This window comes from Pseudomonas sp. CFBP13509, from assembly GCF_005233485.1.
Classification (GTDB): domain Bacteria; phylum Pseudomonadota; class Gammaproteobacteria; order Pseudomonadales; family Pseudomonadaceae; genus Aquipseudomonas; species Aquipseudomonas marginalis.
On sequence record NZ_QGAA01000003.1, the window covers coordinates 1 to 12,943 of the forward strand.

Below are 12,943 nucleotides of genomic sequence, written 5' to 3' on the forward strand. Positions count from 1 at the left end.
TGCTTCCTGAATGAACGCGGCGCCTGTGAGTTTTTCGCGAGCAAGCTCGCTCCTACAAAAAGCCTTAACTGACTGGCATTAGGGCTTGCCCCCTTCCACATCAGGTGCTTATCGAACGCTGCTTTCGAAACGATTCACGCCGGTCAATTCCAACACCAGGTCATCACCCACATTCAATGGGCCCACGCCGGCCGGGGTGCCGGTGAGGATCACGTCGCCGGCCTGCAGCGAGAAGCAGCCGGCCATGTACTGGATCATCGGCACGATCGGGTTGAGCATGCTCGCGCTGTTGCCGTCCTGGCGCACTTCGCCATTGATGGTCAGGCGAATGCCAATATCGGTCACGTCCGCGAAGGTGCTGCCGACCACGAACGGCGCAATCACCGCCGCGCCGTCGAAGGACTTGGCGATTTCCCACGGCAGGCCCTTGGCTTTCAGCTCGGATTGCTTGTCGCGCAGGGTCAGATCCAGGGCCGGGGCGAAACCGGAGATGGCGTCCAGTACCTCTTCACGGCTGGGCTTGTTCGACAGCGGCTTGCCGATCAGCACCGCGATTTCCGCCTCGTAGTGCACCGAACCGCGCTCGGTCGGAATGCTGAAACCGCCTTCCAGCGGGACGACGCAACTGCCCGGCTTGATGAACAGCAACGGCTCGGTCGGCACCGGGTTGTCCAGTTCCTTGGCATGTTCGGCGTAGTTACGCCCAATACACACCACTTTACCGACAGGAAAGTGGATATTGGTGCCGTCGACATACTTGTGCTGGTAGCTCATGAAACGACTCCTTCGGGGGCGGTTAAACCGCGAAAATCTTGCCAGGGTTCATGATCCCGTTCGGGTCGAACACCGCCTTCACTGCTTTCATGTATTCGATCTCAACCGGCGAACGGCTGTAGGTCAGGTAATCACGCTTGGTCATGCCCACGCCGTGTTCGGCGGAGATCGAGCCGTTGTACTTCTGAACGGTTTCGAACACCCACTTGTTCACCGTGGCGCACTTGGCGAAGAACTCATCCTTGCTCAGGTTTTCCGGCTTGAGGATGTTCAGGTGCAGGTTGCCGTCGCCGATATGGCCGAACCAGACAATTTCGAAGTCCGGGTAGTGTTCGCCGACGATAGCGTCAATTTCCTTCAAGAACGCCGGAACTTTGGAGACTGTGACCGAAATATCGTTCTTGTACGGCGTCCAGTGGGAAATGGTCTCGGAGATGTACTCGCGCAGTTTCCACAGGTTATGCAACTGGGTTTCGCTCTGGCTCATCACGCCGTCCAGCACCCAGCCCTGCTCGACGCAGTGCTCGAAGGTTTCCAGGGCGTGGTTGGCGACTTCTTCGGTGGTGGCTTCGAATTCCAGCAGCGCGTAGAACGGGCACTCGGTTTCGAACGGCGCCGGCACATCGCCACGACCGAGGACTTTGGCCAAGGCCTTGTCGGAGAAGAACTCGAAGGCGGTCAGGTCCAGCTTGCCCTGGAAGGCGTGCAGCACCGGCATGATCGAGTCGAAATCGGTGGTGCCGAGCACCATCGCGGTGAGGTTTTTCGGCGCACGGTCCAGGCGCATGGTGGCTTCGACCACAAAGCCCAGGGTGCCTTCGGCGCCGATAAACAGTTGGCGCATGTCATAGCCGGTGGCGTTCTTGATCAGATCGCGGTTCAGCTCCAGCACATCACCCTTGCCGGTGACGACCTTCATGCCAGCCACCCAGTTGCGGGTCATACCGTAGCGAATGACCTTGATCCCGCCGGCATTGGTGCCGATATTGCCGCCAATCTGGCTGGAACCGGACGACGCGAAGTCCACCGGGTAGTACAGGCCTTTTTCTTCGGCGACGTTCTGCAATTGCTTGGTGACCACGCCCGGCTGGCACACGGCGGTGCGGTCGGTGAGGTTCACGTCGAGGATCTGGTTCATATAATCGAACGAGACGACCACTTCGCCATTGGCCGCCACGGCAGCAGCCGACAGGCCGGTACGACCACCGGATGGCACCAGCGCCACCTTGTGCGCATTGGCCCAACGGACGATGGCCTGCACTTGCTCGGTGGTCTTGGGGAACACGATGGCGGTGGGCGCGGGCGCGAAGTGCTTGGTCCAATCCTTGCCGTAAGCCTCCAGGGAGTCGGCGTCGGTCAGCACTTTGCCGGGCTCAACCAGGGTCTTTAGCTCATCAATCAGGGCAGGATGGGTCATCGACAGAACTCTCGAACAATTCATGGTCATCCTGAGAACGCTTCACGTCGCAGGAATAGGTGTTTAGCGGGGCGCGTATGCTAGCATACCGCCCCCGCAGGACAGAGCCCAAGGGCGTTTCTGCGGTGACGGCTTTCCTGCCGTCCGGGTCAGCTCTGTGCCCTGATTTACCAATACGTTTCTGTTTGACGAGTGGCTGTTGTCGTCAGGCAAGACGCCGCGACGACTCATAGCTGGCTATGGGGAGGAGCGGCAACGCAGCATGACGGCAACAGACGCCGTCAAACGGGAACAGTATTGGTGAATCAGGGCACATCCGGCTATTCGATTCCCTGCCATTTTTCTCCGGGATACAGGTTTACGCAGATGAGCAAGACTTCTCTCGATAAGAGCAAGATCAAGTTCCTTCTTTTGGAAGGCGTCCACCCATCGGCTGTCGACGTTCTGAAAGCTGCCGGGTACACCAGCATTGAGTACATCACCAGTTCTCTGCCGGAAGCCCAGCTCAAGGAAAAGATCGCCGATGCACACTTCATCGGCATTCGCTCCCGCACTCAACTGACCGAAGAGATCTTCGATCACGCCAAGAAACTCGTGGCAGTTGGCTGTTTCTGCATCGGCACCAACCAGGTCGACCTCAATGCAGCGCGCGAGCGCGGCATCGCAGTGTTCAATGCCCCGTACTCCAACACCCGTTCCGTCGCGGAGCTGGTGCTGGCCGAGGCCATCCTGCTGTTGCGCGGTATCCCTGAGAAGAACGCCTCCTGCCACCGTGGCGGCTGGATCAAGAGCGCGGCCAACTCCTTCGAAATCCGGGGCAAGAAGCTGGGTATCGTCGGTTACGGTTCGATCGGCACGCAACTGTCGGTACTGGCCGAAGGCCTGGGCATGCAGGTGTTCTTCTACGACACCCTGACCAAGCTGCCATTGGGCAACGCCACCCAGGTGTCGAGCCTGACCGAACTGCTGGGCATGTCCGACATCGTCACCCTGCACGTTCCGGAAACCGCTGAGACCCAGTGGATGATCGGCGAGAAGGAAATCCGCGCCATCAAGAAAGGCGGCATCCTGATCAACGCTGCACGGGGCACCGTGGTCGAGCTGGACGCCCTGGCCGACGCCATCAAGGACAAGCACCTGATCGGCGCCGCAATCGACGTGTTCCCGGTGGAGCCACGCTCCAACGACGACATCTTCGAAAGCCCGCTGCGTGGCCTGGACAACGTGATCCTGACCCCGCACATCGGTGGTTCCACTGCCGAAGCCCAAGCCAACATCGGCCTGGAAGTGTCGGAGAAACTGGTCAAGTACAGCGACAACGGTACCTCGGTATCGTCCGTCAACTTCCCGGAAGTGGCCCTGCCGGCTCACCCTGGCAAGCACCGCCTGCTGCACATCCACCAGAACATCCCTGGGGTGATGATGGAGATCAACAAGGTGTTCGCGGAAAACGGCATCAACATCTCCGGTCAGTTCCTGCAGACCAACGAGAAGGTCGGCTACGTGGTGATCGACGTCGACGCCGAGTACTCGGACCTGGCGCAAGAGAAGCTGCAGCACATCAACGGCACTATCCGTAGCCGCGTGTTGTTCTAACGCTGCACACGCTGCACAAAAAATGGGAGACCCGCAGGGGCCTCCCATTTTTTTGTCTGAACAAATCTTACTTGACGTTAACCGTGATCACTTTCGAGGCTACAGTGGGCTCGAATTGGCGATGCACGTTGTCGCCTGCGACCAGTTGCAGGGTGTGCTTGCCTGGAGCCAGGGTCAGTTCGGTTTCAGTCTGCGCCTTACCGAAGTGAATCGACGTGGCGGTGGCTGGGATGGCCTCATCAGCCTTCAGCGACTGTACATCCTGGTCTACCAGCAGATGATGGTGGCCGGCGTTTGGTACTTGCTTGTCGATCGGCTCAAGGTCCAGGCCCTTGACGCCGAATTTGACGGTGAAGGTTTTGTCGACGGTCGCGCCATCCTTGGGCGAGACGATAAACACCTCAGCCCCCTTGGGCGCGGGGGTACGCGGAACATCGGCGGCATTCGCCAACATCGAGGCACCCAGCAGCAGGCTGGCAATGGTTGCACGGGACAATAGGGCTTTCATTCTCTTCTCCAGTTTTTCCATGAAATCTGTAGGGTTCTGACAACTTCGCGACAAATTGCTGTCCAAGGCACTCACCACCATAGCAAAGCGATGCTGAACGGCGCCTCGCACATTCGAATTCTTTAGGAGTGACCATGCGCTTTTCGCCTGGCCTGTTACTGTTGCTGCCCCTTCTGAGCCCCCTGGCTCATGCCGAACTGATCGACGATGTAAACGATCGCGGCGAACTCCGCATCGCCCTTGAAGCCAACACACCACCGTACAATTTCAAGGAAGGCGACAAACTCACCGGCTTTGAAGTCGAGCTGGGTGAATTGCTGGCAAAGGAAATGGACGTGCGCCCCTCGTTTATCACCACCGACGATGCCGACATGCTGCCGGGGGTCTCAACCGGCAAATACGATGTGGCCATCAACCATGTCGCTATGACTGCCGAGCTTAAGGATCAGTTCGATTTCAGCGAGGCTTATCACGACAAGCCTGAACTGGCGATCCCGTTCCAGAAGGGCAACCCGGCCTTCAAGACCAGCCTGGACGGGGCGTTGAAGCGGGTGAAGGACGATGGCCGATTAAAGGCACTGTCCCAGAAGTGGTTCGAGGACCAGGCCCCTACAGGCGCGCCAACGCCAGTGCCGCCGCAGGCAACTCCAGCTCACTGAACACCTGCACGCCATGGCGCTTGAGCAGCGCCGCCGTGACACCTTCGCCACTGACCTTGACACCGGTGAAAGTGCCGTCATAAGTCAGCAGGTTGCCGCAGGACGGGCTATTGGCCTTGAGAATGGCGATGCGGATGTGATGGCGCTGCACCAACGCCAAGGCTTGCCGGGCGCCGTCGAGGAAGGCGGCGCTGAAGTCTTCGCCCTCGGCCGTCAACACTTGGGCGCGGCCTTCCCACACATCGATGCCCTGCCCACCTGGAATCTCGGCAGAGGGCCTGGGCGTCGGCAGACCGCCCGACACTTCCGGGCAGATCGCAACCACGCGCCCTTCAGCCTGCCACGCCGCCAGTTGATCGAACGGCCCGCTGGCCCCACCGTCGTAGCGCACCTTGTGGCCAAGCAGGCAGCGGCTGATCAGAATCTTTTGCATGGTTAGAACGGCTCGTTGCCGCGCCGACGAAACCAGCCGGTGAGAGACAGGCGCTCGCGCGTAGCCGGCATGACTTCGTGGGGCACTTCGCCCGACAGGAACACCACCAGGCATCCACCGCTGGGCACCACGTCGTATTCGACGCCGTCCTTGAGGTACATACGCAACTGGCCACCGTGCTCGGGCAACCAGGCGTCGTTCAAGTAGATCACCGCCGAAACCATGCGCCGATCATCGTCGCGGAACCGGTCCAGGTGCCTGAGGTAAAACGCGCCGGGGGGATACATCGCGAAGTGGCTTTCGAAATCCTCAAGGCCGAGGAACAAACCACGGTTCATCGCCAGGCGCAGCGTGTCCATCAACGCCATATAGCTGTCACAGACCGCCGCGTCGCCCTCCTCCAGCCACTGGATATGGTCGCCGCGAATACCCTCGCGAATCTCCTGGGCCGGCCCGCGCCCCACTGCCGCCGGGGCCAGTTCACCCTCGGCCGCACGTTTACGGCACTCAGCCGCCAGTTCCAGGGTCAGAGCCTGGGGCAGGAAGCCGTTCTGCTGCGACCAGCCTTTTTCGGCCAGGTCATCGACGATGCGTTGCAGCAGGGGGTGATCGAGGGGTATTTGCATGGCGCGCATAGTATCCATACGCCTGTGAATCCGACAGAGCCGCCGAGCGTCTGAATACACTTTAGTCAGCTGACTGATAGGACTTCTCGACAAATCCTACGCCCGACACGGACAATAGTGGCCGACTGACAGGAGTCCATATGCGTCGTTTGTTTTTTTCCTTGCTGATGTTCTGCGTTTTGCCCGCCTGGGCAGACGGCCATGACCAGTTGTACAAGGTCGCCGGCTGGGCCGAACAACGTGCGCATTTCAATGACGCCCTCAGTGCTGCCCAGCAACGCTACCGTAACAGCCTGCCGCCGGCGGTGTACCAGGCGCTGGTGGACAACAGCAACAAGCGCTTTGCCGCCCAGGCCATGGACCAGCGCGCCGAAGCCCAGTTACGCAAGCACCTGGCGGACCCTGCGCCGGCCCTGGCGTTTTTCCAATCGCCCCTGGGCCGCAAGGTCGTTGCGGCCGAGTTGCTGGCCACGCGCCGCGACCAGTTGGCAAAAAACGCCCAAGGCCTGCCGCACATCGAGGCTGACGCCACTCGCAGCCTGATCATCGGCCACCTGGCCCAGGCCTTGCCCGCCCGCGAAGCCGGGGCGGAAGTGAGCCTGGCGATCGCCGGCGTGGCCGCCGACAGCTTGAGCCAGATGATCCCCGGCCTGCTGGGTGGCGGCCAGGCCCAAGGCATGCTGAATGGCCAGCGTGAGCGGCTGATGCAACAGATTGGCAATGACCTGAACAACACTCTGCTCTACGTCTATCGGGATTTGTCCGACCCGGAGCTGGAAGAGTTCGCGACGTTTGCGGAGTCACCGGAAGGTAAGGCGTATTACCAGGCGGCGCTGGCGGCGATTCGCGCAGGTCTGGCAGTCGGCCAGAGCACTTCAAGCCTGACGCAGTAATAAAATGTGGGGGCTTGCCCCCTCCCACATTTGGACTGCGTTATTTCAGATGGTCCGTCAAATACCGGAAGTACTCTTCGCGAATCTCAGGAATCTCATTCGCCAGGTGATGCCGGCCGCGCGGCAGCATCAACACCTCGGGCTGGTCGAACTTGCCCCGCAGCACCTGCAAGTTGTGCTGCCAATCCACCGTCATGTCTTCCTCACCCTGCACAATCACCGGCCGCCGAGGGCTGCGCGGGGCGGCTTCGATGCGTTTGATCCAGCGCGCCAGGGCACCTACCCAGGCGGTGGGCAGTTGGCGGGGTTGCAGCGGGTCGGCTTCCAGGAACGGCTTGAACGCCGGGTCGTGAGTGTTCTCGCTGAAACGCCGGGCGATGCCTTTGACGAACGGGCGCAGCAGGTAATAGCTGACCTGTGACCATCCCCACGCACGCGGCCGCACCAGCGGTGAGAGCAGGAAGGTCTTGCCCTGGGCGGGGCTGTCGGCCCCCCGGTTGAGCAAGTGATCCACCACCACCGCGCCGCCGGTGCTTTGCCCGAACAAGTGCCAGGGCTGCGGCAATTGCAGCGCTTGGGCCTGGGCGAACAGTGCCTGCACCACATCCTGGTACACGGCAAAATCATCGATGCTGGCGCGCGCGCCGCTGGATAAGCCATGGCCCGGCAAATCGCAGGCGATTACCACAAAGCCCTGGTCCAGGGCCCAGTCCACCACGTGGCGATACAGGCCCATATGGTCGTAGAAGCCGTGGAACATAAACATCGTCGCCACCGGCACGGGCGGCCACCACACCTGGGCGACCACCTCGAACCCAGCCACCTCGAAACGCCCCAGCCGACTCACTGTCGGCACTTTGCGTGCACTCAGGTCCAGTCCGTAGAAACGCTGGTAGACCCGTGCTTCGGCTGAAAGCGGTTGCGCATCCACCAGGGGCCGCAGGCTTTCGCGAAGGTGATCAGGGTCAAAGGTCACAGGCATAAAGGCTTCCAGACTTGCGGCGAAGATGAATATCGAGCTGCGATATTCATCTGTCAGGACAAGCATGGCAAGCTACGCGACCTGCGAGGATAGATCCGAATGCGACAGCCTTACCGTAACGCCCTGTTCACCAGCCTGATCCTGATCATCTGCGCCGGTGTGCTGTGGGCGGCGTATGACTGGTTCCAGGGCCGCTACCTGCGCGCCTTCAGCGAACACACCGCGGTATTCTCCGGCGACGCCCTGCGCCTGCCCGCCGAACTCAGCGGCCCCGGGCCGATCCGCCTGGTGCACTTCTGGGACCCCGCTTGCCCGTGCAACGTCGGCAACCAGCAGCACCTGGGCGAGTTGATCGCGCAATACGCACCCCAGGGCGTCGAGTTCTATGCCCTGCAAAAAGCCGGCAGCCACGGCCAGTTGCCCGATAACCTGCGCAAGATGAAAACCCTCACTGCCCTGCCCGGCGCCGAGCAGGTGCCGGCCAGCCCGGCCGTGGGCATCTGGGACCGAACCGGCAAGCTCGCGTATTTCGGGCCCTACAGCGAAGGGCTGACGTGTAATTCCAATAACAGTTTTATCGAGCCGATCCTGAAAGCCCTTGAAGCCGGCCGAGACGTGAACGCCACGCACACCCTGGCGGTGGGCTGCTATTGTTCGTGGTCGAAAGATGAGTAGCCCGCCACCCCACTCTTGGTAAGGAATGTTCATGAAGCGCGTCCTGCAGGTTCTTGCGGTTCTGCTGGTGCTGATCGCCCTCGGTGCGGGCTGGTACGTCTACAGCAAGCAACCCACCCGCCAGGGCACGGTTGAACTGGCCAACCTACAAGGCTCGGTCACCGTGCGCTACGACGACCGTGGCGTGCCGCATATTCGCGCCGAGAACGAGACCGACCTGTATCGCGCCCTGGGCTACGTGCATGCCCAGGACCGCCTGTTCCAGATGGAGATCATGCGCCGCCTGGCCCGTGGCGAACTGGCCGAGGTGCTCGGACCGAAGCTGCTGGAGACCGACAAGTTGTTCCGCAGCCTGCGCATTCGTGACCGCGCCGCCACCTACGTGGCCCAGCAGGACCATGAGTCGGCGCACTGGAAGGCCCTGCAAGCCTATCTGGACGGGATCAACCAGTATCAGGACAGCCACGCCCGCCCGATGGAGTTCGACGTACTGGGCATCCCCAGGCGCGCGTTTACCGCCGAGGACACCATCAGCGTCGCCGGGTACATGGCCTACAGCTTTGCCGCTGCGTTTCGTACCGAGCCCTTGCTGACTTACGTCCGCGACCAACTGGGCAGCGACTACCTGAACGTCTTCGACCTCGACTGGCAACCCAAGGGCGCCCTCAACCTGGCCGACAGTGACTGGAAAACCCTCGGCGCCCTCGCCGCCCTGAGCGAGCAGGCGTTGGCCGACAACGGCTTGCCGCAATTCGAGGGCAGCAACGCCTGGGCCATCAGTGGCAGTCGCACCAAGAGCGGCAAACCGCTGCTGGCGGGTGACCCGCATATTCGCTTCTCGGTGCCGTCGGTGTGGTACGAGGCGCAGCTGTCGGCGCCGGGCTTCGAGCTGTATGGCTATCACAACGCGCTGGTACCCGTGGCGTTCCTGGGGCACAACCTGGATTTCGGCTGGAGCCTGACCATGTTCCAGAACGACGACCTCGACCTGATCGCCGAAAAGGTCAACCCGGACAACGCCAACCAGGTCTGGTACCACGGCCAGTGGGTCGACATGACCCGCAGCGAGCAACAGATCGCCGTAAAAGGCCAGGCACCGGTCAGCCTCACCCTGCGCCAGTCACCCCACGGCCCGATCGTCAATGACGTGCTCGGCGACAACGGCGGCAAGACGCCGATTGCCATGTGGTGGGCGTTCCTCGACACCCAGAACCCGATCCTCGAAGGTTTCTACCAGCTCAACCGCGCCGACACGTTGGCCAAGGCCCGTACGGCGGCGTCCAAAGTGTCGGCACCGGGGCTGAATATCGTGTGGGCCAATGCCAGGGGCGATATCGGCTGGTGGGCGGCGGCACAGTTGCCGATTCGCCCGGCAGGTGCCAACCCAGGGTTTATCCTCGACGGCAGCACCGCCGAGGCCGACAAGCTGGGCTTCTACCCCTTCAGCGCCAACCCCCAGGAAGAAAACCCGGCGCGTGGCTATGTGGTCTCGGCCAATGCCCAGCCGGCGTCGCCCACCGGCATGGAAATCCCCGGCTATTACAACCTCGCCGACCGGGGCCAGCAGTTGAACGCGCAGTTGAGCGACAAGAGCGTGAAGTGGGATGTGACCAACAGCCAGGCCCTGCAACTGGGCACCACCACCGCCTTCGGCCCGCGCCTGCTGGCGCCGCTGTTGCCGGTGCTGCACGAGGTGGTCACAGACCCGGCGCAGTTGAAGCTGGTGGAACAGCTTGCCGGCTGGAAGGGTGACTACCCGCTGGATTCCACCAGCGCCACGCTGTTCAACCAGTTCCTGTTCAACCTCGCCGACGCGGCCTTCCACCCGAAGCTGGGTGACGGGATGTTCAAGACCCTACTCACCACCCGCGTGATCGACGCCGCCCTGCCCCGCCTGGCTGCCGACCCGGCCTCGCCCTGGTGGGACGGCAAGCGCGCCGACACCGTCAAGCGGGCCTGGGACAACAGCCTCGCGCACCTCAAGACCACCTTCGGCGATGACCCGACGCAATGGCAGTGGGGCAAGGCTCATACCCTGACCCACGGTCATCCGCTGGGCTCACAGAAACCCTTGGACCTGATCGTCAACGTCGGCCCGTTCCCGGCACCCGGCACCCACGAAGTGCCGAACAACCAGTCGGCCGTCATCGGCCCCGCGCCATGGCCAGTGACCTACGGCCCGTCCACTCGCCGCCTGATCGACTTTGCCGACGTGGCCCACGCCCTCACCATCAATCCGGTGGGGCAAAGCGGCGTGCCGTTCGACAAGCACTATGGCGACCAGGCCGAGACCTATATCGAAGGGGGTTATGAGCAGGCGCATTTCAGTGATGAGGAAGTCACGGCCAATACCCGCAGCACGCTGAAACTGCTGCCGGCGCGATAGCCCCTTGGAAATCGGTCAACCTGTGGAAGGGGCTTAGACCGGTGCCGCAAAATTGAGCCGGAACTGTTGCGGCGTCACGCCCAGCCGGCGATTGAACACGCTGCGCATGTGCTGGGCATCGCGAAACCCGCATTGGTAGGCCACGGTCTTCAGCGGCGCATGCGTGCTTTCGAGCATCACCCGCGCCGCATCCACCCGCGCCCGTTCGACAAACTCCGCTGGCGTAATCCTCGCCTCACGGGCAAACACCCGGGAGAAGTTGCGCGCGCTCATGTTGGCGGCCTTGGCCAGGTCGGCGATGGTCAGGTCGCCCGTCAGGTTCGCCAATACGTATAACTGCACCAGCGCCACCGCCGAGTTGGTTTCGGCGTGGGGCGTGAGGAACGGGCTGAACTGCGACTGCCCACCCGAGCGCTGGGTGAACACCACCAGGCGCTTGGCCACGCTCAACGCCACTTCCGGGCCGTGGTCCTGGGCCAGCAGGTACAGCGACAGGTCGATGCCTGCCGTGACGCCCGCCGAGGTGTAGAGATTGCCATCCTGTACGTAGAGGCGGTCGGCTTCGATCTGGGCCGAGGGGCACAGACGCGCCAGGTCGGCGGCGTCGTTCCAATGGGTGGTGACGGTTTTTCCGTCCAGCAATCCGGCGCGCGCCAGCATGAAGGCCCCGTTGCAGATTGAGCCAAACCGTCGCGCCCGGGCGGTGGCGCCACGCAGCCAATCATCGAACGGAGCGCCGAAGTCCTCGAAGGGTAACTGCGGGCCGCCCGCGACCAGCAGCAGGTCATAGGCCTGCAGGGCTTCGCTGTAATGATTATGGGCCTGGAGTGACAGGCCATTGGAAGCCGCCATCGTGCCGTGGCCTAAACCTATCACTTCCAACTGGTAATGATCTTCGGGCACCAGAAAGCGGTTGGCCTCGTAGAACACGTCCATGGGACCGGTCACATCCAGTGACTGGACGCCGGGGAAGATCAGGATCGCGACGGTCTTGTGCATGCTCACAGACACCTTTTTCTAGCGGAATAAAATGCAAACCCTGTGGGAGGGGGTTTGCTCCCGATGGCGCTGTATCAGTCAGCAGATGCAGTGCCTGGTACTCAGCAATCGGGAGCAAGCCCCCTCCCACACTGGGATTTTCGCAGGCTTCCAGAGTGATATCGCCCGCTACACCCTAGTCGATTTCTGCTTGGCACGATGTGTCGGCACATTGGCCGGGATCGCGCCCTCACCGCGATGTTCGCTGCACCGACCAGCGACCAAACTGACTGCTTTCCAGAGGAGAACCACCATGACCACCACCATCGCCGGTATCAAGATCCCGGACAGCGCCCTGGCCAAAGCCACCACCGACTACATCCGCGACATTGAGTCCGACCTGCTCTACCACCACTCCCGCCGGGTGTTCCTGTTCGGCGCATTGAGCGGTGAGCGCAAGCAACTGGCCTACAACCCGGAGCTGCTCTACGTCGGCGCCATGTTCCATGACCTGGGCCTGGTGGCAGGCCATCGCAGTGATGACCAGCGCTTCGAAGTGGACGGCGCCAACGCCGCCGCGGCCTTCCTCAAGCCTTACGGGCTGAGCGACGACGATATCGAACAGGTGTGGCTGTCCATCGCCCTGCACACCACGCCGGGCGTGCCGCAACACCTGCGCCCGACCGTGGCACTGGTGACCGCCGGTGTAGAAATGGACGTGCTGGGCATGGACTACGCCGCGTTCAGCAGCGTGCAGCGCGAAGCCGTGGTGCATGCGCATCCACGCGGTGAAGGGTTCAAGGAGTGCATCATCTGCGCGTTTGCCGACGGCTTGCGCCATCGCCCGCAGACCACGTTCGGCAACGTGAAGACCGATGTGCTGGTGGATCAGGAACCGGGGTTCAAGCCGATGAATTTTGTCGAGGTGATTCGCAAGTCGCCGTGGTTGGCGTAGCGGAGTTGAAATGCGATCAAATGTGGGAAGGGCTTGCCCCCGATAGCTGAGTGTCAGTCAC

General features: G+C 61.8%; 13 protein-coding genes. 6 read left to right on the plus strand and 7 right to left on the minus strand.

From position 1 onward, the window contains the following. Positions 1-108 precede the first annotated feature (108 nt). Both PspCFBP13509_RS05830 and PspCFBP13509_RS05835 read right to left on the minus strand, forming a co-directional pair. Positions 109-774 carry a fumarylacetoacetate hydrolase family protein gene (locus PspCFBP13509_RS05830; protein WP_027608418.1) on the minus strand — a complete coding sequence of 222 codons (666 nt, stop codon included), beginning with the start codon at positions 772-774 and terminating at the stop codon, positions 109-111. Positions 775-796: 22 nt separating this feature from the next. After that, positions 797-2,191, minus strand: coding sequence for an FAD-binding oxidoreductase (locus PspCFBP13509_RS05835; protein ID WP_065948776.1), 1,395 nt, complete (start codon positions 2,189-2,191; stop codon positions 797-799). A gap of 366 nt (positions 2,192-2,557) precedes the next feature. On the opposite strand from PspCFBP13509_RS05835, the gene serA reads away from it, so the two are divergent. Continuing rightward, a complete protein-coding gene (gene serA / locus PspCFBP13509_RS05850) occupies positions 2,558-3,787 on the plus strand; it encodes a phosphoglycerate dehydrogenase (RefSeq protein WP_003176761.1) in 1,230 nt (409 codons plus the stop codon). Between the two features lie 67 nt (positions 3,788-3,854). On the opposite strand, the gene PspCFBP13509_RS05855 is transcribed toward serA, so the two are convergent. Further along, the gene (locus PspCFBP13509_RS05855; protein WP_027608415.1) at positions 3,855-4,295 is read right to left on the minus strand and encodes a DUF4399 domain-containing protein; all 441 of its coding nucleotides are present in this window, start codon (positions 4,293-4,295) and stop codon (positions 3,855-3,857) included. Between the two features lie 134 nt (positions 4,296-4,429). Here PspCFBP13509_RS05855 and PspCFBP13509_RS05860 point away from each other — a divergent pair, with 134 nt between their 5' ends. Further along, positions 4,430-4,954: a transporter substrate-binding domain-containing protein gene (locus PspCFBP13509_RS05860; protein ID WP_051429424.1), complete on the plus strand. Its 525-nt coding sequence runs from the start codon at positions 4,430-4,432 to the stop codon at positions 4,952-4,954. On the opposite strand, the gene PspCFBP13509_RS05865 is transcribed toward PspCFBP13509_RS05860, so the two are convergent. Together PspCFBP13509_RS05865 and PspCFBP13509_RS05870 are read right to left on the minus strand one after the other, a co-directional pair. Beyond that, positions 4,905-5,387 carry a DUF523 domain-containing protein gene (locus PspCFBP13509_RS05865; RefSeq protein ID WP_027608414.1) on the minus strand — a complete coding sequence of 161 codons (483 nt, stop codon included), beginning with the start codon at positions 5,385-5,387 and terminating at the stop codon, positions 4,905-4,907. The two genes, PspCFBP13509_RS05860 and PspCFBP13509_RS05865, sit on opposite strands and share 50 nt — an antisense overlap. A 2-nt stretch (positions 5,388-5,389) precedes the next feature. Continuing rightward, positions 5,390-6,022 carry a 2OG-Fe(II) oxygenase gene (locus PspCFBP13509_RS05870; protein ID WP_065924356.1) on the minus strand — a complete coding sequence of 211 codons (633 nt, stop codon included), beginning with the start codon at positions 6,020-6,022 and terminating at the stop codon, positions 5,390-5,392. A gap of 131 nt (positions 6,023-6,153) precedes the next feature. Between PspCFBP13509_RS05870 and PspCFBP13509_RS05875 the strand changes: the two genes are divergently transcribed. Beyond that, entirely contained in the window at positions 6,154-6,906 is a 753-nt protein-coding gene (locus PspCFBP13509_RS05875; RefSeq protein ID WP_027608412.1) for a DUF2059 domain-containing protein, read from the plus strand. Between the two features lie 40 nt (positions 6,907-6,946). Here the strand turns inward: PspCFBP13509_RS05875 and PspCFBP13509_RS05880 are convergent, their stop codons facing one another. After that, on the minus strand, positions 6,947-7,888 hold the full coding sequence (locus tag PspCFBP13509_RS05880; protein ID WP_065924357.1) for an alpha/beta hydrolase: 942 nt from the start codon (positions 7,886-7,888) through the stop codon (positions 6,947-6,949). A gap of 99 nt (positions 7,889-7,987) precedes the next feature. Here PspCFBP13509_RS05880 and PspCFBP13509_RS05885 point away from each other — a divergent pair, with 99 nt between their 5' ends. Beyond that, positions 7,988-8,563, plus strand: coding sequence for a DUF6436 domain-containing protein (locus PspCFBP13509_RS05885; protein WP_137211690.1), 576 nt, complete (start codon positions 7,988-7,990; stop codon positions 8,561-8,563). 31 nt (positions 8,564-8,594) lie between these two features. Continuing rightward, complete coding sequence (locus tag PspCFBP13509_RS05890) at positions 8,595-10,949, plus strand: penicillin acylase family protein (protein WP_074847906.1); 2,355 nt, start codon at positions 8,595-8,597, stop codon at positions 10,947-10,949. A 33-nt stretch (positions 10,950-10,982) separates the two neighbouring features. Here PspCFBP13509_RS05890 and PspCFBP13509_RS05895 read toward each other — a convergent pair whose 3' ends face one another. Next, the gene (locus tag PspCFBP13509_RS05895; protein ID WP_065924360.1) at positions 10,983-11,948 is read right to left on the minus strand and encodes a GlxA family transcriptional regulator; all 966 of its coding nucleotides are present in this window, start codon (positions 11,946-11,948) and stop codon (positions 10,983-10,985) included. Positions 11,949-12,240: 292 nt separating this feature from the next. Here PspCFBP13509_RS05895 and PspCFBP13509_RS05900 point away from each other — a divergent pair, with 292 nt between their 5' ends. Next, positions 12,241-12,882 carry an HD domain-containing protein gene (locus tag PspCFBP13509_RS05900; protein WP_065924361.1) on the plus strand — a complete coding sequence of 214 codons (642 nt, stop codon included), beginning with the start codon at positions 12,241-12,243 and terminating at the stop codon, positions 12,880-12,882. The last annotated feature ends 61 nt before the right edge of the window (positions 12,883-12,943 follow it).

Bases quoted from the DNA above. Each gene is read 5' to 3' on its own strand.
- PspCFBP13509_RS05830 (WP_027608418.1), bottom strand. From the start codon at position 774: ATGAGCTACCAGCACAAGTATGTCGACGGCACCAATATCCACTTTCCT.
- PspCFBP13509_RS05835 (WP_065948776.1), bottom strand. From the start codon at position 2,191: ATGACCCATCCTGCCCTGATTGATGAGCTAAAGACCCTGGTTGAGCCC.
- serA (WP_003176761.1), top strand. From the start codon at position 2,558: ATGAGCAAGACTTCTCTCGATAAGAGCAAGATCAAGTTCCTTCTTTTG.
- PspCFBP13509_RS05855 (WP_027608415.1), bottom strand. From the start codon at position 4,295: ATGAAAGCCCTATTGTCCCGTGCAACCATTGCCAGCCTGCTGCTGGGT.
- PspCFBP13509_RS05860 (WP_051429424.1), top strand. From the start codon at position 4,430: ATGCGCTTTTCGCCTGGCCTGTTACTGTTGCTGCCCCTTCTGAGCCCC.
- PspCFBP13509_RS05865 (WP_027608414.1), bottom strand. From the start codon at position 5,387: ATGCAAAAGATTCTGATCAGCCGCTGCCTGCTTGGCCACAAGGTGCGC.
- PspCFBP13509_RS05870 (WP_065924356.1), bottom strand. From the start codon at position 6,022: ATGCGCGCCATGCAAATACCCCTCGATCACCCCCTGCTGCAACGCATC.
- PspCFBP13509_RS05875 (WP_027608412.1), top strand. From the start codon at position 6,154: ATGCGTCGTTTGTTTTTTTCCTTGCTGATGTTCTGCGTTTTGCCCGCC.
- PspCFBP13509_RS05880 (WP_065924357.1), bottom strand. From the start codon at position 7,888: ATGCCTGTGACCTTTGACCCTGATCACCTTCGCGAAAGCCTGCGGCCC.
- PspCFBP13509_RS05885 (WP_137211690.1), top strand. From the start codon at position 7,988: ATGCGACAGCCTTACCGTAACGCCCTGTTCACCAGCCTGATCCTGATC.
- PspCFBP13509_RS05890 (WP_074847906.1), top strand. From the start codon at position 8,595: ATGAAGCGCGTCCTGCAGGTTCTTGCGGTTCTGCTGGTGCTGATCGCC.
- PspCFBP13509_RS05895 (WP_065924360.1), bottom strand. From the start codon at position 11,948: ATGCACAAGACCGTCGCGATCCTGATCTTCCCCGGCGTCCAGTCACTG.
- PspCFBP13509_RS05900 (WP_065924361.1), top strand. From the start codon at position 12,241: ATGACCACCACCATCGCCGGTATCAAGATCCCGGACAGCGCCCTGGCC.